The sequence below is a fragment of the Streptomyces apocyni genome (assembly GCF_009739465.1).
Taxonomy (GTDB): domain Bacteria; phylum Actinomycetota; class Actinomycetes; order Streptomycetales; family Streptomycetaceae; genus Streptomyces; species Streptomyces apocyni.
Genome location: NZ_WHOM01000065.1, coordinates 41,640 through 62,798 on the forward strand (window position 1 = coordinate 41,640; position 21,159 = coordinate 62,798).

The following is a 21,159-nucleotide window of genomic DNA, read 5'->3' on the forward strand; positions in this document are numbered from 1 at the left end:
GGGCCCCCGGCGGTTGCCGGGGGCCCTTCACCATGTGCGGGCACTGATCAAACAGCGATGACGCTGTCGACTCAGACGGTCGTGACGACCTCGTCGTAGTCCAGGCGAGGCAGACGCGGGTACCAGGCGTCCGGGCCGGGCTTGCCGATGTTGACGACCATCAGCGGGGTGTGGTCGTCGTCCAGGAACTCCTTCTGGAGACCGGCGTGGTCGAAGCCGTTCATCGGCCCAGCGGCGAAACCGGCGGCGCGCACGCCGACGAGGAAGTAAGCGGCCTGCAGCGAGCCGTTCAGCATGGCGGACTGCTCGCGGACCGGGCGCTCGGAGAAGTAGAGGTCCTTGATGTCGGGCATCGGGGGGAGCAGCCGGGGGAGCTCCTCGTGGAACTCGTTGTCCGTGGAGAGGATGGCGACCAGCGGCGCGGCGGCGGTCTTCGCGCGGTTGCCCTCGGCCATGTGCTTGACCAGGCGCTCGCGGGCCTCGGGGGAGCGGACCAGGGTGATGCGCAGCGGGGTCTGGTTAAAGGCGGTGGGGCCGAACTTCACCAGTTCGTAGATCGCCTGGACCTGCTCCTCGGTGACGGGCTCGTCAGTGAAGGCGCTGGCGGAGCGGGCCTCGCGGAAGAGGAGGTCCTGGGCGGCGGGGTCAAGTACGAGGGACATTCGACAACCTTCTCGCAGGCGAATAACGGGTGGCGGATCATGCTTGCTCACACAAGCGTACGCCGATTACGTTGAACCTTCAACAACAATAAGGCCTTGGGTGATCTACGCCTCACGATCAGTGATCAAGGTGAACGGGAGATGTACGGAAACGGAGGGATACGTTCAGCCGTCCGCCGCGGCTGCGGCGCTCCCGGCGTCGTCGGCCCGGCCCGCGTCCCCCCGGCCGTCGTCGCCCCCGTCGCTCTCGCCGGGCTCGGCCAGCGCCGCGTCCAGTCGCTCGCGCGCGCCCTCCAGCCAGCGGCGGCACACCCGGGCCAGCTCCTCGCCGCGCTCCCAGAGGGCGAGGGACTCCTCCAGCGTGGTGCCGCCCGTCTCCAGGCGACGCACCACATCGATCAGTTCGTCCCGCGCCTGCTCGTACCCGAGCGCGTCCGCTGCGGAGTCGGCTGAGGTCGGGCCCTGCGTCGTGGTCATGTGCTCCACCCTAAGTCCGGGGTACGACAGTCCGGGCTACGCCAGAAGGCCCGGGCTCGGCGGCCCGACGGTCACTGGGCCGCCTGACGGTCACTGGGCCGCCCGACGGTCACCCGGCCGCCCGACGGTCACTCGGCGACCCGTACCGTGAACTCGCCCTCGGCGACCCGCGCGCGCAGCGCCTCGTCCGCCGTGACCTCGTCCGGCTCCCGCACCACATGGCCGTCGGCCTTCTGCAGCACCGCGTACCCGCGCCGCAGGGTCGCCGCGGGTGAAAGGGCCACCACGCGCGCGTGGGTGTGGGTCAGCTCCGACTCGGCGCGATCCAGCAGATGGCCGAGGGTGCGCCGACTGCGGCCGAGCAGCGTCGCGACGTGCTCCTCGCGCTCCTCGACCATCCGGTGCGGGTGCTCCATCGAGGGCCGGGACATCGCCACCGCGAGCCCGTGCTCCTCGCGCTCGAGCCGGTGATGCACGGCCCGACGCGCCCGGTCGCGCAGCAACCGCACCCGCTCGTACTCCTCGCCCACGTCCGGTACGACCTTCTTGGCCGCGTCCGTCGGCGTGGAGGCGCGCAGGTCAGCCACCAGGTCCAGCAGCGGCGAGTCGGGCTCGTGCCCGATGGCCGAGACCACCGGCGTACGGCAGGTCGCGACCGTACGCAGCAGCTGCTCGTCCGAGAACGGCAGCAGGTCCTCCACGCTGCCGCCGCCCCGCGCCACGATGATCACATCCACGGCATCCAGCGCGTCGAGCTCCTTGACCGCCTGGGTGACCTGCGCGACCGCCTGCACGCCCTGCACCGGGACGTTCCGCACCTCGAAGCGGACCGCGGGCCAGCGGTGTCTGGCGTTCTCCAGCACATCGCGCTCGGCCGCCGACGCCCGGCCGCAGACCAGGCCGATCAGCTGCGGCAGAAACGGCAGCGCCTTCTTCCGCTCGGCCGCGAACAACCCCTCCTTGGCCAGCGCCTTCTTCAGCTGCTCCAGCCTGGCGAGCAGCTCACCGACCCCCACCGGCCTTATCTCGGTCGCGCGCAGCGACAGCTGCCCGCGCGGCGCGTACCACTCGGGCTTCGCGAGGACGACGACGCGGGCTCCCTCGGACACCACGTCGGCGACCGCGTCGAACACCTTGCGGTAGCAGGTGACGCTCACCGAGATGTCGTGCGACGGGTCGCGCAGGGTCAGGAAGACCACCCCGGCCCCGGGCCGCCGGGACAACTGAGTGATCTGCCCCTCGACCCACACGGCACCCAGCCGGTCGATCCAGCCCCCGATGAGCCGCGAGATCTCGCCGACGGGGAGCGGGGCGTCCGCGGACGTGTGCACAGCCATGCCCCGGAGCGTAGTCGCAGGGACTGACAGTCAGCCCGGCCCGCCTTCAGACCCCGACGGCGGCGTCCGATCCGGTACGTCCGCCGTCCGCTGCCCTGGGCCGGGCCTTGGGCCCTGCCCCTGCCCCGACACTGGCCCCTGCCCATGCCCGTGGCGCTGACGTTGGACGAAGAGCACCACAAGCCCCACCACCAGCCACCCGACGCCCACCACCTGCGCCGACACGGACGCCTCCACGATGACTGCCACGGTCACCGCCGCGCCGAGCACCGGCACCAGCCAGTGCCGCCACCAACTCACCGGGCCACCCCGACGCCGTACGGCGAACCACGCCACCACCGACACATGCAGCAGGGTGAACGCCGTCAGCGCGCCGATGTCCACCACCGAGACCAGGTGGTCCATGCCGTCGTCCCTGCGGGCCGCCCACACCGCGGCGACCAGCGTCACCGACGCCGCGGCCAGCAGCGCGGGCCGCGGCGTCCCCGACTCGGTCCGCGCCAGCAGCCGGGGCAGCCGCCGGTCACGGGCCATCGCGAACAGCAGCCGCCCGCCCGCCGCCTGCCCCGCCAGCGCGGCGAACGCTGCCCCGATGGCCTTGCTGACGGCCACCAGGTCGTGCAGCCACCAGCCGACGGACGTGTCCACCGCGTCGTAGAACGCCGACCCCTGCCGGGCGGGCTCCGCCGCCAGTTCGGCCGCCGAGAGCGGTTCGAGCAGCGCCACCAGATACGTCTGCACCACGAAAAGCGTGCCCGCGAGTACCAGGCAGAACAGCACCGCCCGCGCCACCTTCGCGGAGCCGCCGGTGACCTCTTCGGCGAAGTTCGCGATCGCGTCGAAGCCCAGATACGACAGCACCGCGATCGACACGGCGCCCAGCACCGCCGACACCGCGAAGGTCCCGTCCCCGACGAGCGGCGACAGCCAGTCGCGCCGCGCCCCGTCCCGTAGGAGGACCACGACCGCGGCCACCACGAACACCAGCAGCACCGCGATCTCCATCGCGAGCACCGCGAAGCCGACCCGCGCGGCCGCCCGTACGCCCCGCAGGTTCAGCGCGGTGGTGATCACCACCGCGAGCGCCGTCCACACCCACGGGGACACCGACGGCACCAGGGCGTGCATCGCGATCCCGGAGAAGAGGTACGCGACAGCCGGGATCAGCAGATAGTCGAGCATCGCCATCCACCCGGCGATGAACCCGGGCCCCTTGCCGAGCGCCACGCGCGCGTAGGCGAAGACGGAGCCCGCCTGGGGGACGACCCGCACCATCTGCGCGTAGCTGAAGGCGGTGAACGCCATCGCGACCGTAGCGACCAGATAGACCAGCGCCACCGCGCCGTGCGACTTGGCGTCCAGGGTGCCGAACACGCCGACCGGGGCCATGGGGGCGATGAACAGCAGCCCGTAGACCACCAGGTCACGGAAGCCGAGACTGCGCCGCAGCTCGCCGTCACCAGCCATCGCACTCCTTCACGGGCCTTCCCCCAGGGGACTCACCCCGCTCACCGTGGGCTCATCAGGCCCGGGCTCCCCAGGGGCTCCCCAGTCTCCCCAAGGAGTGGATCTCTGACCTCCCGGGCGCGGCCTTACGATGGGGGACATGACTGCACCCGCTGCCGCCCGCCGCGTCCTGCTCGCCGCCCCGCGCGGATACTGCGCGGGGGTTGACCGTGCCGTGATCGCCGTCGAGAAAGCCCTGGAGCAGTACGGCGCGCCGGTCTACGTCCGTCACGAGATCGTTCACAACAAGTACGTCGTGCAGACCCTGGAGAAGAAGGGCGCGATCTTCGTCGAGGAGACGGCGGAGGTGCCCGAGGGGTCGATCGTGATGTTCTCCGCCCACGGTGTGGCGCCGGTCGTCCACGACGAGGCGGCCGGGCGGAACCTGGCCACCATCGACGCCACCTGCCCGCTGGTCACCAAAGTGCACAAGGAAGCCGTCCGCTTCGCGGACGAGGACTACGACATCCTGCTCATCGGCCACGAGGGCCACGAAGAGGTCATCGGCACCTCGGGTGAGGCCCCGGACCACATCACCCTGGTCGACGGCCCGGAAGACGTCGCGGGCGTCGAGGTGCGCGACCCGTCCAAGGTGGTCTGGCTCTCCCAGACCACGCTCTCCGTCGACGAGACGATGGAGACGGTGGACGCGCTCAAGGAGAAGTTCCCGCAGCTGATCTCCCCGCCCAGCGACGACATCTGCTACGCCACACAGAACCGCCAGCTGGCCGTCAAGCAGATGGGCGCCGAGGCGGACCTGGTGATCGTGGTCGGCTCGCGTAACTCCTCGAACTCCAAGCGGCTGGTCGAGGTCGCCATCGGCGCGGGCGCCCGGACCTCCTACCTGGTCGACTCCGCCGACGAGATCGAGGAGGCATGGCTGGAGGGCGTCTCCACGGTCGGTGTCACCTCCGGGGCCTCGGTCCCCGAGGTGCTGGTCGACGGCGTACTGGAGTGGCTCGCCCAGCGCGGCTTCGAGGACGTCGAGACGGTCAAGGCGGCCGAGGAGTCGATCATCTTCTCGCTGCCGAAGGAGCTCCGCCGCGATCTGCGCGCCGAGGCCGCCGCACTGGTCGAGAAGCGCGGCGGCAACCTGCCCGACGCGTAAGCCGGACGAACGCGTACGACGCAGGGGCTGAGCGGTGCGCCGACCAGCCCGAGAAGTGACTGTCAGTCCTTCGTCGTAACGTGGTGTCCATGCAGATCTTCGGCGTGGACATCGGCGGATCGGGCATCAAGGGCGCCCCGGTCGACGTGGACCGGGGCGAGCTGTCCGACCCCCGGCACAAGGTGCTCACCCCGCACCCGGCGACGCCGGACGCCGTGGCCGACTGCGTGCGCGAGGTCGTCGCGCACTTCGACTGGTCGGGCCCGGTGGGCGTCACCTTCCCGGGTGTGGTGAGCGGCGGCGGCACGATCCGTAGCGCGGCCAACGTCGACAAGGGCTGGATCGACGTCGGCGCCCGCGCGCTGCTCAGCGAGCGACTCGGCGGCGCTCCGGTCACCGTGCTGAACGACGCGGACGCGGCGGGCGTCGCCGAGATGCGGTTCGGCGCGGGCCACGGCCGCGGCGGCACGGTCATCATGCTCACGCTCGGCACGGGCATCGGCAGCGCCGTGTTCACCGAGGGCCGACTCGTACCGAACACCGAGCTCGGCCACCTGGAGCTGCACGGACACGAGGCCGAGAAACGCGCGTCCACCAAGGTCAGAGATGACGAACAGCTCACCTGGGAGCACTGGGCGCACCGCGTGCAGAAGTACCTGGCCCACCTCGAGATGCTCTTCTCACCCGAACTGTTCATCATCGGCGGCGGCGTCAGCCGCAAGGCGCACAAGTTCCTGCCCCTGATCGAGGGGATACGCGCCGAGGTAGCCCCGGCCGAGCTGCTGAACAACGCGGGGATCGTCGGGGCGGCGATGGCCGCGTCCCGCGAGCCGTAACCGAGAGCCGCAACCGCGATCCGTAACGCCTAGAGCCCGGTCCGGCGGCCCACGGGACGCGCGGCCGCGGCGGAGGCGGCGGAGGCGGCCGCCTGTCGAGCTCGAGCCCGCCGCCTCCGCGCCGTGATCACGATCCGGACCTTGCGTACGGCCACCACGAGCGCGGCGATCAGGGTGCCGCCGTACAGCCACCCCGCGTGCATCGCCAACGAGGTCAGCAGCCCCATCACCTGACCGCCGAACCCGCCGGAGCCGTCGGCGATCGGCAGCAGCCCGATGGCGAACGCGAGCGGCACCACGATGGGCGCCGTGATCAGCTCAGCAGGCCGCACCCAGAGCGCGGTCACCATACTGACCAGCACGAACAGCACCCCGTACACCGTGAACGAGCCGCCGAGGAGCAGCCGGTCGAGGGCGGCGAGCAGCAGCATCGAGGCGCTGGCGAACAACCCGCCGCCCAGTCCCGTAAGCCGCGGATTCGGCATCCGGCGTACGGCGACCGCACCCCGACGGGCGGCCCGCGCCGCGCCCCGCAGCGCCGCCACAGCCACCGCCCCACGCGCCCTCCCACCGGCCCGGTAGACCCCGACGGACTCAGCCGCCCCGGACGGAACCCGAGCGCCGGGCTCCGATCCCGACGACTGAGGCGGCAGCGGCGGCAGCGGCGAGGTTCGTCGCGATCGGGGCTGCGGGGGACGCGTCCTGTGTTGCTCCACCGCACCAACCTAGGTCGGCGGACGCCGGGAAACCTGACCGGGACACGCCCTTTGGCCGACCTTGGCCCTGCGTTCGACCCAGCCGCTCATCCCGGTCCGCGACCACACCCGCAACGCGACCGGACCCCGACTCCGCCCCACGCCGTAGACTGGTGAATCGCCCCGGCCCCTTACCAGCCGTGGCCGACCCTCCACCACCCAGCCCTGACGTACGGGAAGTCGCAAACGTGTCGCTCACGATCGGAATCGTCGGACTGCCCAATGTCGGCAAGTCGACCCTGTTCAACGCCCTGACCAAGAACGACGTGCTGGCGGCCAACTACCCGTTCGCCACCATCGAGCCAAACGTCGGCGTCGTAGGCGTCCCCGACCCCCGCCTCACCAAGCTGGCTGAGGTCTTCGGCTCCCAGCGCGTCCTCCCCGCCACGGTCGACTTCGTCGACATCGCGGGCATCGTACGCGGCGCGTCCGAGGGTGAGGGCCTGGGCAACAAGTTCCTCGCGAACATCCGCGAGTCCGACGCGATCTGCCAGGTCATCCGCGCTTTCCAGGACGAGAACGTCGTCCACGTAGACGGCAAGGTCTCACCGAAGAGCGACATCGAGACGATCAACACGGAACTGATCCTCGCTGACCTCCAAACCATCGAAAAGGTCCTCCCGCGCCTGGCGAAGGAGTCCCGAATCAAAAAGGACATCGCCCCGAAGGTCAAGGCGGTCGAGGAAGCCCAGTCCATCCTGGAGTCCGGCCAGACCCTGTTCTCGGCGGGGATCGTCCAGGGCGGCGGCAACGAAGAGCTCCTGCACGACCTGCACCTCCTCACCACCAAGCCCTTCCTCTACGTCTTCAACGTCGACGAGGACGAGCTGACCGACGACGCCTTCAAGGACGAGCAGCGCGCCCTGGTCGCCCCCGCCGAAGCGATCTTCCTGAACGCCAAGCTCGAAGCAGACCTCGCCGAACTCGACGACGACGAGGCCCTGGAACTCCTCCAGTCCGTAGGCCAGCAAGAACCCGGCCTCGCCACCCTCGCCCACGTCGGCTTCAACACCCTCGGCCTCCAGACCTACCTCACGGCAGGCCCGAAGGAGGCCCGCGCCTGGACCATCCAGAAGGGCGCCACCGCCCCCGAGGCGGCCGGTGTGATCCACACCGACTTCCAGAAGGGCTTCATCAAGGCCGAGGTCATCTCCTTCACCGACCTGATCGAAACCGGCTCAGTCGCCGAAGCCCGCGCCAAGGGCAAGGCCCGCATGGAGGGCAAGGACTACGTGATGCAGGACGGCGACGTCGTGGAGTTCCGCTTCAACGTTTAATTGAAGTTTCAACTAAATTGCGCGTCCTGTGAAGTCGCAGATCAAGAGGGGTCCGTCAATCCGAGATGGGCCCCTTTTGCGGCTCCACCGAAGGTCGGACGGTGCATTGGTGCTGGACGTTGCCCCGGAGGGCTGGATGGGACCACCTGTCGGCACCTGTGGCCACCCCCGGGATGCTGTCCCGTGCTGACATTGGGCTTTGCAGCTTCCAAGGCCGAGCTCGCAGAGCCATACAGACTCTGTGTCGCTCGGCCTCGGTCAGATCCCCCTCCAGGACTATGAACTCATCAACAGTGCCGTACGACTGTGGGCTGGCCAGGCTGAGGCTGATGCAGGCGGACGCTGGGGCGTGAGCAGCGCGGACAGAGCTGCACGTCGCGGCGGGAGAACGGCAGACTGGCCACCACTCACACTGCGACCTTCGCTCCTCAAACAGGGGCTGACCGCCACACCTTGGTGTCTGTGAAGGCGCCTCGTCCAGCTCATTGCATGGGACACGGACCAGGGCCTTGAGCGCCGCAGACCAACGGCCTCCTGCGTGAGAACCCGGCGCTATCGTTGGGGCACTTAGCTTGGGCTTGCCTCCAGTGGCAAAGCTGTCGCGCACTGACATACGAAGGATGGGCGCCGAAGAATGGACAGGTCACACGTACACATCATCGCGGAGTCGCGGTCAGGCTCTGGGCCTGGCGCTGGCAAGGGGGTGGCGTGCTAGTGGCCCTCAAGAAGTCGGACCTGTACCGCTCCCTGTGGCGGAGCTGCGACGAGCTGCGCGGCGGCATGGATGCCAGCCAATACAAGGACTACATCCTGACGCTGCTGTTTGTGAAGTATGTGACGGACAAGGCCAAGTCCGATCCGAACTCCTTGATCGACGTCCCCGCCGACGGATCCTTCGATGACATGGTCGCCCTCAAGGGTGATAAGGAGATCGGCGACAGGATCAACAAGATCATCGGTAAGCTCGCTGAGGCCAACGGACTTGAGAAGATCATCGATCTGGCCGACTTCAACGACGAGGAGAAGCTCGGCAAGGAAAAGGAGATGCAGGATCGCCTCTCCAAGCTGGTGACGATCTTCGCTGATCTCGACTTCCGGGGCAGCCGCGCTGAGGGCGATGACCTGCTGGGCGACGCCTACGAGTACCTGATGCGGCACTTCGCAACGGAGTCGGGCAAGTCGAAGGGGCAGTTCTATACCCCGGCCGAGGTCTCTCGCGTACTCGCCAAGGTCGTCGGTATCGGAGCGGGCACCCGGCAGGACCACACGGTCTACGACCCCACGTGCGGGTCTGGCTCGTTGCTCCTAAAGGTCACTGACGAGGCCCCACGGGGCCTCACCATCTACGGTCAGGAGAAGGACAACGCCACCTGGGCGCTGGCCCAGATGAACATGATCCTGCACGGCTACGAGGATCGTGACATTCGCAAGGGTGACACGATTACCAGCCCACAGTTCACCCAGGGTGCGCGGCTACAGACCTTCGACTTCGCCGTCGCCAATCCGCCGTTTTCGATCAAGTCGTGGAGCAACGGCCTGGAGAACGACTACGGTCGCTTCGAGTTCGGCCGACCGCCGGAGAAGAACGGCGACTATGCCTTCCTCTTGCACATCCTCAAGTCCCTCAAGAGTAACGGCAAGGCAGCAGTCATCTTGCCGCACGGCGTCCTCTTTCGTGGCAACGCAGAGGCCACCATCCGCAAGGAGCTGCTGCGCCGCGGCTACATCAAGGGCATCATCGGCCTGCCCGCGAATCTCTTCTATGGCACCGGTATCCCGGCCTGCATTATCGTCCTAGACAAGGAGAATGCTCAGGCGCGAACTGGCGTCTTCATGATCGACGCTTCCAAGGGTTTCATGAAGGACGGCAACAAGAATCGCCTCCGGAGCCAGGACATCCACAAGATCGTCGACATCTTCAACAAACAGACCAAGATTGCGCGCTATTCGCGTATGGTGCCGCTCCTCGAGATTGCCAGCCCGAAGAACGACTACAACCTCAACATCCCGCGGTACATCGATTCCTCCGAGCCGGAAGACATCCAGGACCTTCACGCCCACCTTCACGGCGGGATTCCGGACCACGATGTTGACGCACTCAACGGGTACTGGGAGGCGTTCCCGAGCCTTCGTGCCACGCTCTTCAGGCCGAACCGCCCCGGTTACAGCGACCTGGCTGTCGGCGTGGCTGAGGTACAACAGGCCATCTTGGACTCCGACGAGTTCCAGAAGTTCGCTATGGACGTCCGTGGTCAGGTCGACGACTGGTTCGCCACGTACCGGCCCGTCCTGCAAGCGCTCAATCCGGACACTGTCCCCAAGGACCTGATCGCTGGTATCAGTGACGATCTGCTGGCCGGGTTCAAGAAAACCCCTCTGCTCGACGAGTACGACGTCTACGAACAGCTCATGACTTATTGGCACGACGTCATGCATGACGACGTCTTCCTCGTCATGACCGACGGGTGGTGTGAGGCGGCGAAGCCCCGCAAGACCATTGAGGATAAGGAGCGCAAGCTCTCCGAGACCCCGGACCTTGTCATTGGTTCGGGGCGCAGCGCCACCAAGTACAAGATGGACCTCATCCCGCCGACGTTTGTCGTTGCTCGGTACTTCGCGGACGAGCAGTCCAAGGTTGACGCACTGCACGCGGCAGCCGAAGAAGCAAGTCGTGCTGTCGAGGAGTACATCGAGGAGCACGGCGCAGAGGACGGCCTGCTTGCCGAGGCGATGGACGAGGGCAAGATCTCTAAAGCCCTCGCTTCGACGCGCCTTAAGGTGGCTCGGCACGAGGAAGCTGAAGCGGAGGAGATCCAGGCTCTCAAGCACCTGGTGAAGCTTTACAACGACGAAGCTATTGCCAAGAAGACCGCCAAAGAAGTCCAGGCCGCCCTCGATCTCGCGACTCTCAAGAAGTACGGCGACCTCACCGAGCCTGAGATCAAGCAGCTGGTACTTGACGACAAGTGGCATGCGACCGTCGCTAGCCGCGTGGCGTCTGAGGCTGAGTCACTCACACTCAAACTCGTCTCACGGATCCAACAGCTCGGCGAGCGCTACGCCGAGACTGTCAATGATCTCGATAATGAACTAAAGCAGCTAGAGTCCAGGGTCATTGCTCACTTGAAGGCAATGGGGGTATACGCGTGACAGTTTCACAGGTTACAACCCTTGGCGAGTTGTTGAGGCGAGGGCGCGGCTCTATCAAGACTGGACCATTTGGTACTGCACTGAAAGCGTCCGAGTACTCTGATGCAGGTGTTCCAGTAATTTCCGTTGGCGAGATCGGCAATGGCCGTCTGCGCGTGACCCCTGATACGCCGAAGGTGGGTCCGAGTGTTCTTCGGCGACTGCCCGATTATGTGCTCCGTGCAAATGATATCGTTTTCGGGCGAAAGGGTGCCGTTGATCGATCTGCAAGAGTACTTGACTCCGAAGAGGGCTACTTCCTAGGGTCGGACGGAATTAGGGTTCGACTGGGGACCGCTGTTGACCCCCTCTATATGACCTATCTGCTGCAGTCGGCCCAAGTCCGAGACTGGCTCGTGCAACATGCGACCGGCACGACCATGGCGTCTCTGAATCAGAAAATTCTAAGTGGAGTTCCGGTATCCCTTCCATCTCTAGAGCGGCAGCATTTCGTCGGGCGGTTGCTCGCTGAAACAGACGATTCAATCGCCGCGCTGGAGCGAATGATTAGTAAAAGGCTTGCGATCAAGCAAGGAATGATTCAGCAGCTCCTGGGCGGGAAGACTCGACTTCCGGGATTTGCCGGTGTGCTCGTAGGGCGCCGCCTCGCAGATGTGAGTATCAAGATTCAAGACGGCACCCACTTCTCTCCCCAACTTGGAGGTTCGGCCTTCAAATACATCACTTCAAAGAATATTGGATTTGGAGTCATGAGGTTGGAGGCAGTGGAGACAATCTCCGAGCCCGAGCACAGGAAGATTTACGGTCGATGCGACACGAGATTCGGCGACCTCTTGATCACGAAGGACGGGGCTAACACTGGCAATGCCGCTTTGAACCCATTTCGAGAAGAGATTAGCCTCCTGTCGAGTGTCGCGTTTATTCGCTGCGATCCACGGAAGGCTTCTGAGGCGTACATCTTGCAGTATTTGCTCTCGTGTCAAGGGCGACAGCAGATCAACAATGCGATGGCGGGCAATGCAATCACGCGCTTGACACTCGCCAAGATCCGCAACCTCGTGGTGCCAATGCCCGAGGTTGGTGAACAGAGAGCGCTGGCGCAAGTGCTTGGCGACGCGGATTCAGAAATTGCGGCTTTGCGTGCCCGGCTTCGGAAGATCTGTGATGTCAAGCGTGGCATTATGCAGGAGTTGCTAACCTGCCTTCCCTTCGAGGAGAGCGCAACATGAGCAACGTCGGTCAGCCGGAGCGCAAGACTCAAGACCGCGTCGTCGAGTTGTTCCGAGACTCGTTGGGCTACGAGTACCTCGGAAAGTGGGGGTACCGTGCGGAAAACTCCAACGTCGATGTCGAGATACTCACGCAGAACCTACGTGCCCGTAACTACGGCGACAATCTAATCAACAAGGCGATCGAAAAACTAAAGAGCGACGCCTCGCTCGGTGGCGGTCGCGATCTGTACGAGGCGAACCGGGACGTCTACGGCCTGCTGCGATACGGGGTGAAGGTCAAACCCGGTGTCGGCGAACAGTGGCAGACGGTTTGGCTAATCGACTGGAGTAATCCTGAGGCCAACCACTTCGCCCTGGCTGAAGAAGTGACTGTACTGGGCCAGCAAACAAAGCGCCCGGATATCGTGCTGTATGTCAACGGAATCGCCTTCGGGGCGATCGAGCTCAAGCGCTCGAAGGTCGCCGTCTCTGAAGGCATCCGGCAAAGTATCGGGAACCAGCGTCCCGAGTTCATCCGATCATTTTTCACGACGGTGCAGTTCGTCATGGCCGGCAACGACGTAGAGGGGCTGCGTTACAGCGCAATTGATACGCCGGAGAAGTACTGGCTCGCGTGGCGTGAACCGTCTGATATCGCAGATCCCCTCGACCGATCCCTGACGCAGCTCTGCTCGAAGGAGCGTTTGCTCGAGCTGGTTCACGACTTCATGGTCTTCGACGCCGGGCAAAAGAAGACGTGCCGGCACAACCAGTACTTCGGCGTCAAGGCGGCTCAGGAGCGGATTGCCAAGCGCGAGGGCGGCATCATTTGGCATACCCAGGGCTCCGGCAAGTCGTTGACGATGGTGTGGCTGGCTAAGTGGATCCGGGAGTCTCAAGTTGGTACAAATCCACGTGTCTTGGTGATCACTGATCGGATCGAACTGGATGATCAGATTCAGAAGGTCTTCCAGGGAGCCAAAGAGCCTATCTACCGAACCAGGAGCAGCGCTGATCTCCTTGCCGCGTTGAACGCGAGCGAAGAGTGGCTGATGTGCTCGCTGGTTCACAAGTTCCGTGGCTCGGAAGACGAAGCCGCCCGTGATGAAGCTGAGAGCGGGTTCATTCGTGAGCTCACTGCGACCGTCCCCAAGGACTTCCAGGCCAAAGGCAACCTCTTCGTCTTCGTAGACGAAGCTCACCGTACGCAGTCGGGCAAGATGCACGACGCCATGAAGGCGCTCATGCCGGGGGCCATGTTCATCGGCTTCACCGGCACACCTCTCCTCAAAGAGGACAAGGACACCACTGTCCGACGGTTCGGCACCTTCATTCATACCTACAAGTTCAACGAGGGCGTTGCCGACGGCGTCGTGCTCGACCTGCGGTACGAGGCGCGCAACATTGACCAGGACTTGACCTCGCCGGCGAAGGTCGACCAGTGGTTTGAAGCCAAGACCCGTGGCATGACCGACCTCTCACGCGCAGAGCTCAAGAAGCGCTGGGGCACCGTTCAGAAGGTCGCCAGCTCGGAGCCGCGGGCCCGGCAGATAGTCAACGACGTCCTGTTCGACATGGAGACCAAGCCGCGGCTGATGGATGGTCGAGGCAATGCGATGCTCGTCAGCCAGAGCATCTACCAGGCGTGTAAGTTCTACGAGCTGTTCATTCAGGCCGGGTTCAAGGGCAAGTGCGCCATCATCACGTCGTACGCACCGCAGGCGAGTGACATCGCGAAGGAAGACTCAGGTGACGGTGCGACCGAGCGACTGCGTCAGTACGAGATCTACCGGCAGATGCTCGCAGATCACTTCAACGAGCCTGCGGATCAGGCGATGAGCAAGGTCGAGCAGTTCGAAAGGGACGTCAAGGAGCGTTTCATCAATGACCCAGCCCAGATGCGGCTGCTCATCGTTGTCGACAAGCTCTTGACTGGCTTCGACGCTCCGAGTGCGACGTACCTGTACATCGACAAGAAGATGCAGGACCACGGTCTGTTTCAGGCGATCTGCCGGGTCAACCGCCTCGATGGCGAGGACAAGGACTACGGCTACATCGTCGACTACCGCGACCTGTTCAACTCCCTTGAGGCCGCAATTACGGACTACACCGTCGGCGCTCTCGAAGGCTACGAGTCGAAGGACATCGAAGGGCTGCTGTCAGACCGGATCGACAAGGCCCGTGACGACCTCGATGAGGCTCTGGAGAAGGTTCGGGCGCTCTGCGAGCCAGTCGAACCACCAAAGGACACGCTCCAGTACCAGCAATATTTCTGTGCCCGGGAGCAGGGCAACGCCGAGCAGCTCAAGGCCAACGAACCCAAGCGGGTTGAGCTTTACAAGTCCGTGGCGGCTGTGACTCGCGCGTACGGCAACCTCGCCAACGAAATGCACGCCGCTGGGTACAGCGACGCCGAAGCCGCAGCGATCAAGGAAGAGATCGCCCACTACGCCAACGTGCGTGAAGAGGTAAAGCTCGGTGCTGGCGAGCATGTTGACTTCAAGCAGTACGAGGCCGGCATGCGGCACCTGCTAGACACGTACATCAACGCCAGCCCCTCGGAGGTGGTCTCTGACTTCCAGGAAGCCGGACTGGTCCAGTTGATCGTCGAAATGGGGGCTGGTGCGCTCGACAAGCTTCCCGCGGGTATCAAGAGGGATCCGGAAGCGGTAGCGGAAACGATCACCAATAATATGCGGGCTGTGATCATCGATGAGCGCCCGATGAACCCCAAATACTACGACAAGATGTCGGAGCTGCTCGACGCCATACTCGAGGAACGACGGCAGAGTGCTCTAGACTATAAGGAATATCTCGCGAAGCTCCTGGAGCATGCGTCTAAACTTGGCAAGGGCGAGTCTGATACCCAGTACCCGGATTGGGCTGACAATGGTGGCCGCCGTGCTCTGATTGATTTCTTCGGTCCGTCACCGGACCTGGCCGTGCTTGTGGACACGACCATCCTCCATACCAAGCCCGACTCGTGGGTTGGCAACACGATGAAGGAAAAGAAGGTCAGGCGTGCGCTCGCTCAGGCGCTGACCGCCGACTTCGACCGGCTTGATGAGCTGCTGGAATTGCTGAAGGCGCGCCATGAGTACCGCTAGTGCCTCTCTCACTGTCCGTGGCATCGATGTTGAAATCATCTACAAAAACATCAAGAATCTGCACATCGGTGTCTATCCGCCACTGGGGCGCGTCCGTGTAGCAGCGCCGCTCCAACTCGACGATGAGCAGGTGCGACTCGCTGTAATCCAACGCCTGTCGTGGATCAAGGAGCAACGAGAGCAGTTTCAATCTGCCGACCGGCAGTCCACACGAGAGATGGTCACGGGCGAGTCCCACTATGTGTGGGGCGTTCGTCGCAGGATGAAGGTCGTGGAGCGTCCCGGGAGGGCTCACTTCGAATTGGACGGTGAACGGCTGCTGCTGTACGTCCCGGTCGGCACAACAGCTGAACGGCGGCGGCACTTGCTGGACCGCTGGTATCGGGAGCAGCTTCGACATGTGCTCCCGGGTTTGATTGCCAAATGGGAAGCCGTCCTCGAAGTTTCGGTGCCACGGTGGAATATCAAGCGGATGAAGACCAAGTGGGGCTCGTGTAATCGTGAGACCGGGCGCATCTGGTTCAACGTCGAGCTTGCGAAGAAGCCTCCAGGCTGCCTCGAGTACATCGTTGTCCACGAGATGACGCACTACTTGGAACGTAACCACGATGAGCGCTTCACCAAGCTCCTGGAGAGGTTCATGCCGAACTGGCGAAGCCTTCGTGACCAGCTAAATGACGCCCCGCTAGCAGAGGAAGAGTGGGCCTAAGGGCGGTAGGAGGAGCCCCGTCGCATGACGTACCTGGGCAAACAGGTTCACCGCGCGGTCGGCAGCATGAGCCGCCAGGCGGGCGCACGGCCTTGAGTCGACGGCGCCGCGATCGTCCTGTCAGAGCGAGGCGGTAGGGTCCGAACTCAGTTCGACCGTAGTGCGGGTGTCCGCCGCAGATCCGGAGGCTCGACCCGGTGAAGTTCATTGTCCTACCCCAAGACACGCTGGTGCGCTCAGGCCCCGAGGCTGTGGTCCTGGTAGCCGATGACTGGGATGACTTCGGCTTTCGCACCGGTTACACGCTTTGGTACAGAGACTCACAGACGCAGACGAACCTGGGTTTCGTCAAGGTTGCCGTCGCCGGGCAGGAGGACGGCCCCAGCCCCATCCGTGCCGGGGTCTACGATGGCTCGCCGCCGGGTGAACTCTTCTCCCTCGGGCAGAGTGATCGCTACTACGACAACATCAAGAAGCTTGGACGCGACAGGCGCGAAGAGATCCTCCGAGGGCTTTCTGACGTGGCCTACAACCCCGACCTTCTTGAGACCGCTATGCAGTACCCAGTGACACGCTCATCACTATTGCGGACGATCGAGGAGCAGACGGTCAGGGCCCAGTTCAACCGGATCGCACGTGGCGGAGTCCGGCTGACCGAGTACCGGTTCCGCTACACAGCACCGGGGCATGGGGCTGAGAGCACTCTCGACTTCAAGATCGCCCCTGAGTCCACGCCGTCTAGCAATATCCACGTCCTCATCGGCCGCAACGGGGTTGGCAAGACGACCCTGCTGAGGAATCTTGCCGCTGCGGTGGTCTGGCCTGAGAGACGCGGGGAATTCGGCCGCGTGGATGTGCTCCCGACGTCCACGTCCGCGACCGGCGAGCGGTTCGTGAACGTGGTCTCGGTCACCTTTAGTGCCTTCGATCCCTTCATTGAAGTGGTAGAGGATTGCGATCCCCAAGCGGTGAAGTACACCTACGTTGGCCTCCAAAGTTCCTCGCTCGATGATCTGCCCACCGGGACCCAGCAACGACTGCAAGCAGCCTTCAGCGGCGGAATCCATGCCGTCATCAACTCACGCGGCCTCATGCGCTGGCGCGAGGCCATGATGCTGTTGAGCCGTGACCCGCAGTTTGCGAATTCCGCCATCGCGGCCTACGCCCGCGACATACGAGCCGGTATGAAAGTTACGGAATCCCACGTGCGGGACCTAACCTCTGCCTTCGGGCGGATGAGCTCAGGCCACGCGATCGTGACGCTGACCATGACACAGCTCGTGCATCTCGTGGCTGAGCAGTCTCTGGTCCTACTGGACGAGCCTGAAGCCCATTTGCATCCGCCGCTGCTGGCTTCCTTCATGCAGGCGCTCTCTAACTTGTTGTCCGCGCGTAACGGCGTCGCAGTAGTTGCTACACATTCGCCCGTTGTGCTTCAGACGGTGCCGCAGTCCTGCGTATACAAGCTCATACGCCAGGGCGAGAGCAGCCGCTCCGAGCGCCCGCTGATTGAGACGTACGGGGAGAACGTGGGAGTGCTCACCCACGAGGTGTTCGGGCTGGAAGTGATGGAGTCCGGCTTCTACGCGGAAATCGGCAGGGCAGCGGCCGCGCTGGATACATACGAAGAGGTTCTTGCTCACTTCGACGGCAAGCTCGGCGGAGAGGCAAAGGGGTTGGTCCGGATCCTTCTCGCAGAGAAGTCGGATGGTCTCCTCTGATGTGGCCCCTGAAGGTTCCCATGCGGAAGGCGAGTGACAGCTACCAGGCGTGCGTCGCTCGTACTAAGGCGGAAGAGCGGCGTGGCCAGTTGCTCAACGCGGCCAACGCTGTGCAGCAGGCCGGCCAGGCACTTCGTGAGGCTGCGGCTTCCAAGAAGCTGCATGACCTTGACCCGAAGGGTTTTAAGGTTCCCGAGATCGCCGACGACCACTTCGTGGACTGGGCCTACGAGAACGGCATGCAGACCGTCGGGGGGCGGGTGATACGTGACGAGCTGATGGCCGCCCCGCTCAACGAGCGATGTCCGTTGTGCAGACAGGGCACTGTTCGCCAACTTGACCACTTCATGCCGAAGAGTCACTTCCCTGCGTTGTGCGTCGATCCGCTCAACCTCGTCCCCGTCTGCGAGCGGTGCAATCTAATCAAGGGAAACAAACGGCCGGACAGAGCCGAGAACACCCTCCTGCACCCATATCTCGACCGGGTATCCCATGACGGCTGGTTAGATGCACGGCCGATCCACGATTCGGGCACGGTGCGGCTGCGCTTCTTCGTCAGCCCGCCGGCATCCTGGGATGCCACGCTGATTGCGCGGGTCGAGAACCACTTCCGGCTCTTCGAGCTGGGGAGGCGTTACGCCATCGAAGCCAACCGCGCGATCTCCGATGTGACGTATAGCGTCGAGAGGCAGCGTAAACGCGGCGGCGCACGTATGGTCCGGGTCTACCTAGGGGATGAAGCGGAGAGCCGGTTCGCCGTAGACCTCAACAGCTGCGAAGGCATTACGTACCGGACACTCGCAGCCGACGACCTCTACTGCCAAGGCTCCTCCGGGCAAGACAGTCCCAGCTCGGTGGGCTCACTGTGACCAACCAGATTGGGTGTGGCGACGCAGACCTTCGTCGATCCGGTTGCTGTCTGGCGGCTGGAGTCTTCTGACCCGCATACCCTTGCGCTCCACAGGCCGTGGTGCCCTTGATGTCGAGGAGAACGGCCAGACCGGCAACGCCGTTCATGCGGTCTGGGATCGAGGGGGCGCGATCGCTGAAACGAGCGGATTTGTGACGAACGGCTTGTCCCGTTGTGAGGCGCTGGCGACGATCTCAGGTGCTGGGTCCGGCTGAAGATCGGGGACTTGGGTGGCGAGCGTCTTTCAGCGGGATGTCCGCGATCGGAACTATCCCTGCATGCGCCCAAGATGCGGTCACGCGTGGACCGTGCGGTATCGGGAGCCAGGTGGCAGGCGAGGGCGGCAGCGGGAGAAGTCGTTTCCGCGGAGGATCGGCTTGGACGGTGCGGACGCCTTCGCCGCCCTCGTGGAGAAGGATAAGAAGGCCCGTGTCTGCATCGATCCTGCGCGCGGCGCCGTGTCCTTATCGGTCTGGGCTGGGGAGTGGTTGGAGCGACGAACCATCGGTGAGGTGACCCGCCGCAACTACGAAGGGTTCATCCGCAATCATCTCGTGCCGAGCCTTGGTCGTAAGCCCCTGGCTGGGCTGGCGCACCGGGACTTTGAGAAGTTCGTTAAGGACATCTACCGAGGCGGTGCAGGGCTGGCTGCATCGACGGTGAACGACCGCATGGTGATGGTGGCCGCCATCATGGAGGCGGCCGTAGTCGACAAGCGCATCACGGAGAACCCTGCCCGGGGTATCCGGATCTCCCGCAGGGACGCGCTGGCGGTGGACGAGGACGAGGTTCCGACGTCAGCCGAAGTGGATCTGATCGCTGCGCATATCGCGCCACAGTTTCGCCTCACCGTCTACCTTCAGTCCGGCACAGGCCAGCGCCCCAGCGAAGCCCTGGCCTTCTCCACCGAGTGCAGGCGGCCTGGCTACGTCAGGATCCGATGGCAGGTCAGCGCTAAGGCGCATAAGGAGGACTGCTCCACCCCCTTCGTGCCCCTCAAGCATCGGCTGGAGAAGGAGTGCCGAGACGTCCCAACTGCCCTGTTCATTGAGCAGGAGATCGACGCACATCTTATGAAGTGGAAGCCGGTGCCTGTCGTTTTCACTGGGCAGAAGGGGAAACGGATTCGGCTTGAGACCTTCTTCGGCCCGCGTCAGCCTGGCGCTAGCGTGATGCCGTCCATCTCGTCCTACGGCCACCAGTTCAAGAAGGCATGCCTGTCGGCTGGCCTTGTCGATTTTGACGGCAACGCCAAGTACACGCCCCGCAGCCTGCGGCACTTCTTCGCCTCCACGGCCCTGGCCAACGGTGTGCCGATCCACGAGGTCTCGCGCTGGCTGGGGCACCGGTCTGTAAAGACGACGGTCGACATCTACGGGCATCTGCTGCCCAGCGCGTGGGATCGCTTCCGGGATGTTCTGCAGTGCGCCATGCGGCCTGTCTCCCCAGACGCGACGTCCCAGCCGGCAGAGGCGGAGAGCTCGAGCGGCAGCGCCCGAGCTGCGTAGGTGTACGAGGGGGCGCCTGGCCTGCATGGTGCTGGGATAGAACGCCCGTGCTGGGATGGTGCTGGGATGACCCGTGCAGAACCCGCGTTTTCGCAGGTGGGAGCTCTATACTACAGATTCCGCTTCAACGTGTGACCAAAGCGGCGTTCGGGCAGCGGGGAGGGCGGGGCGGAGGGGTGTTCTCCGGCCCGCCCTTCGGGGTTTGGTTGGGGGTTAGCCCCAGATGCTGCCGTAGTCGTACTGGCGGTGGTAGCGCGGGGTCCACAGGCTTGGGTATGGCTCGGTGATGTTGCCGCACGCGCGGAGTTCCAGGGGGTTGCGGCGGCCGGTGTCGTGGAGGCAGCGTCCGGACTGGGCCTCGACGATCTCCCAGTGGTTGTTGCCCCGGTCGACCCAGCGGAACAGCTGGCCCGGGCCCTGGCAGTGGCCGGTGACGACGGTCTTGTAGTAGTCGGGGCCGGCTGTGAGGTTGGCGCCGATGCAGTACCTGCCCAGGGTGCCGATGGTGAACAGCCCCGGTGTGCCGGACTGTGTGAAGTAGAAGCGCTGGTGGAGCCTGCCTTTGCAGTCGTAGCGCTGGATGATCGCGCCCGGGTTGGTGGAGCCGCCGCGGATGTCCATGCACTGCCACGAGTACGAGGCGCGCATCTCGTAGATCGCGGCGTTCCGCAGTGAGGTGGTGTAGCGGATCGGCGGGTCGGCGGCGCTGGCCGTGCTGGGTATCAGCATGGCCAACAACGACGCCAAGGCGGCGACCAGGATTCCTGCGCGAGCGGTTCGGGCCACTGTGGCTTCCTTCTCTGTCCGGATTCCGGCATGAGGAGTGGCGCCTGGCGGTGATGTGGTGACTCGTCGACACCGGCGCCGACCCGAAAGCTAGCGGCG

16 protein-coding genes and 1 pseudogene are annotated in these 21,159 nt (G+C 64.5%); 11 read left to right on the top strand and 6 right to left on the bottom strand.

Going from position 1 to position 21,159, the window contains the following annotated elements:
- Nucleotides 1-71 precede the first annotated feature (71 nt).
- The 4 genes from GCN81_RS19155 to GCN81_RS19170 form a co-directional block, all read right to left on the bottom strand.
- A complete protein-coding gene (locus GCN81_RS19155; protein ID WP_156725831.1) occupies nucleotides 72-662 on the bottom strand; it encodes a malonic semialdehyde reductase in 591 nt (196 codons plus the stop codon).
- A 165-nt stretch (nucleotides 663-827) separates the two neighbouring features.
- Nucleotides 828-1,139 (bottom strand): exodeoxyribonuclease VII small subunit, encoded by a 312-nt coding sequence (locus GCN81_RS19160; RefSeq protein WP_156725832.1) that lies wholly within the window; start codon nucleotides 1,137-1,139, stop codon nucleotides 828-830.
- Between the two features lie 128 nt (nucleotides 1,140-1,267).
- Nucleotides 1,268-2,476 (bottom strand): exodeoxyribonuclease VII large subunit, encoded by a 1,209-nt coding sequence (gene xseA / locus GCN81_RS19165; protein ID WP_156725833.1) that lies wholly within the window; start codon nucleotides 2,474-2,476, stop codon nucleotides 1,268-1,270.
- Nucleotides 2,477-2,506: 30 nt separating this feature from the next.
- Nucleotides 2,507-3,943 (bottom strand): APC family permease, encoded by a 1,437-nt coding sequence (locus GCN81_RS19170; protein ID WP_156725834.1) that lies wholly within the window; start codon nucleotides 3,941-3,943, stop codon nucleotides 2,507-2,509.
- Between the two features lie 130 nt (nucleotides 3,944-4,073).
- On the opposite strand from GCN81_RS19170, the gene GCN81_RS19175 reads away from it, so the two are divergent.
- Nucleotides 4,074-5,090, top strand: coding sequence for a 4-hydroxy-3-methylbut-2-enyl diphosphate reductase (locus GCN81_RS19175; RefSeq protein WP_156725835.1), 1,017 nt, complete (start codon nucleotides 4,074-4,076; stop codon nucleotides 5,088-5,090).
- 89 nt (nucleotides 5,091-5,179) lie between these two features.
- Nucleotides 5,180-5,926, top strand: coding sequence for a polyphosphate--glucose phosphotransferase (ppgK, locus tag GCN81_RS19180; protein WP_156725836.1), 747 nt, complete (start codon nucleotides 5,180-5,182; stop codon nucleotides 5,924-5,926).
- 29 nt (nucleotides 5,927-5,955) lie between these two features.
- Here ppgK and GCN81_RS19185 read toward each other — a convergent pair whose 3' ends face one another.
- The gene (locus GCN81_RS19185) at nucleotides 5,956-6,477 is read right to left on the bottom strand and encodes a DUF6542 domain-containing protein (protein ID WP_325065116.1); all 522 of its coding nucleotides are present in this window, start codon (nucleotides 6,475-6,477) and stop codon (nucleotides 5,956-5,958) included.
- Between the two features lie 392 nt (nucleotides 6,478-6,869).
- On the opposite strand from GCN81_RS19185, the gene ychF reads away from it, so the two are divergent.
- The 9 genes and pseudogenes from ychF (at nucleotide 6,870) to GCN81_RS19225 (ending at nucleotide 20,274) form a co-directional block, all read left to right on the top strand.
- On the top strand, nucleotides 6,870-7,958 hold the full coding sequence (ychF, locus tag GCN81_RS19190) for a redox-regulated ATPase YchF (protein WP_156725837.1): 1,089 nt from the start codon (nucleotides 6,870-6,872) through the stop codon (nucleotides 7,956-7,958).
- A 714-nt stretch (nucleotides 7,959-8,672) separates the two neighbouring features.
- Nucleotides 8,673-11,108, top strand: a complete 2,436-nt coding sequence (locus tag GCN81_RS19195) for a type I restriction-modification system subunit M (protein WP_156725838.1) — start codon at nucleotides 8,673-8,675, stop codon at nucleotides 11,106-11,108.
- Nucleotides 11,105-11,335, top strand: a pseudogene (locus tag GCN81_RS33015) (hypothetical protein); the annotation flags it as partial. The gene GCN81_RS19195 and the pseudogene GCN81_RS33015, both read left to right, overlap by 4 nt.
- 126 nt (nucleotides 11,336-11,461) lie before the next feature.
- Nucleotides 11,462-12,337 carry a restriction endonuclease subunit S gene (locus tag GCN81_RS31945; protein ID WP_231626846.1) on the top strand — a complete coding sequence of 292 codons (876 nt, stop codon included), beginning with the start codon at nucleotides 11,462-11,464 and terminating at the stop codon, nucleotides 12,335-12,337.
- Entirely contained in the window at nucleotides 12,334-15,426 is a 3,093-nt protein-coding gene (locus tag GCN81_RS19205; protein ID WP_156725839.1) for a type I restriction endonuclease subunit R, read from the top strand. Before GCN81_RS31945 ends, GCN81_RS19205 begins: the two co-directional genes overlap by 4 nt.
- Nucleotides 15,413-16,135 (top strand): M48 family metallopeptidase, encoded by a 723-nt coding sequence (locus tag GCN81_RS19210; RefSeq protein WP_156725840.1) that lies wholly within the window; start codon nucleotides 15,413-15,415, stop codon nucleotides 16,133-16,135. The genes GCN81_RS19205 and GCN81_RS19210 overlap by 14 nt, the downstream gene beginning before the upstream one ends.
- Before the next feature lie 197 nt (nucleotides 16,136-16,332).
- Nucleotides 16,333-17,856, top strand: coding sequence for an ATP-dependent nuclease (locus GCN81_RS32495; RefSeq protein ID WP_156725841.1), 1,524 nt, complete (start codon nucleotides 16,333-16,335; stop codon nucleotides 17,854-17,856).
- A 20-nt stretch (nucleotides 17,857-17,876) separates the two neighbouring features.
- Nucleotides 17,877-18,725, top strand: a complete 849-nt coding sequence (locus GCN81_RS19220) for an HNH endonuclease (protein ID WP_156725842.1) — start codon at nucleotides 17,877-17,879, stop codon at nucleotides 18,723-18,725.
- Between the two features lie 418 nt (nucleotides 18,726-19,143).
- Nucleotides 19,144-20,274 (top strand): tyrosine-type recombinase/integrase, encoded by a 1,131-nt coding sequence (locus tag GCN81_RS19225; protein ID WP_231626847.1) that lies wholly within the window; start codon nucleotides 19,144-19,146, stop codon nucleotides 20,272-20,274.
- 213 nt (nucleotides 20,275-20,487) lie between these two features.
- Here the strand turns inward: GCN81_RS19225 and GCN81_RS19230 are convergent, their stop codons facing one another.
- Entirely contained in the window at nucleotides 20,488-21,060 is a 573-nt protein-coding gene (locus GCN81_RS19230; RefSeq protein ID WP_156725843.1) for an RICIN domain-containing protein, read from the bottom strand.
- Nucleotides 21,061-21,159 lie beyond the last annotated feature (99 nt).

Bases quoted from the DNA above. Each gene is read 5' to 3' on its own strand.
- GCN81_RS19155 (WP_156725831.1), bottom strand. From the start codon at position 662: ATGTCCCTCGTACTTGACCCCGCCGCCCAGGACCTCCTCTTCCGCGAG.
- GCN81_RS19160 (WP_156725832.1), bottom strand. From the start codon at position 1,139: ATGACCACGACGCAGGGCCCGACCTCAGCCGACTCCGCAGCGGACGCG.
- xseA (WP_156725833.1), bottom strand. From the start codon at position 2,476: ATGGCTGTGCACACGTCCGCGGACGCCCCGCTCCCCGTCGGCGAGATC.
- GCN81_RS19170 (WP_156725834.1), bottom strand. From the start codon at position 3,943: ATGGCTGGTGACGGCGAGCTGCGGCGCAGTCTCGGCTTCCGTGACCTG.
- GCN81_RS19175 (WP_156725835.1), top strand. From the start codon at position 4,074: ATGGGGGACATGACTGCACCCGCTGCCGCCCGCCGCGTCCTGCTCGCC.
- ppgK (WP_156725836.1), top strand. From the start codon at position 5,180: ATGCAGATCTTCGGCGTGGACATCGGCGGATCGGGCATCAAGGGCGCC.
- GCN81_RS31945 (WP_231626846.1), top strand. From the start codon at position 11,462: ATGACCTATCTGCTGCAGTCGGCCCAAGTCCGAGACTGGCTCGTGCAA.
- GCN81_RS19205 (WP_156725839.1), top strand. From the start codon at position 12,334: ATGAGCAACGTCGGTCAGCCGGAGCGCAAGACTCAAGACCGCGTCGTC.
- GCN81_RS19210 (WP_156725840.1), top strand. From the start codon at position 15,413: ATGAGTACCGCTAGTGCCTCTCTCACTGTCCGTGGCATCGATGTTGAA.
- GCN81_RS19220 (WP_156725842.1), top strand. From the start codon at position 17,877: ATGCGGAAGGCGAGTGACAGCTACCAGGCGTGCGTCGCTCGTACTAAG.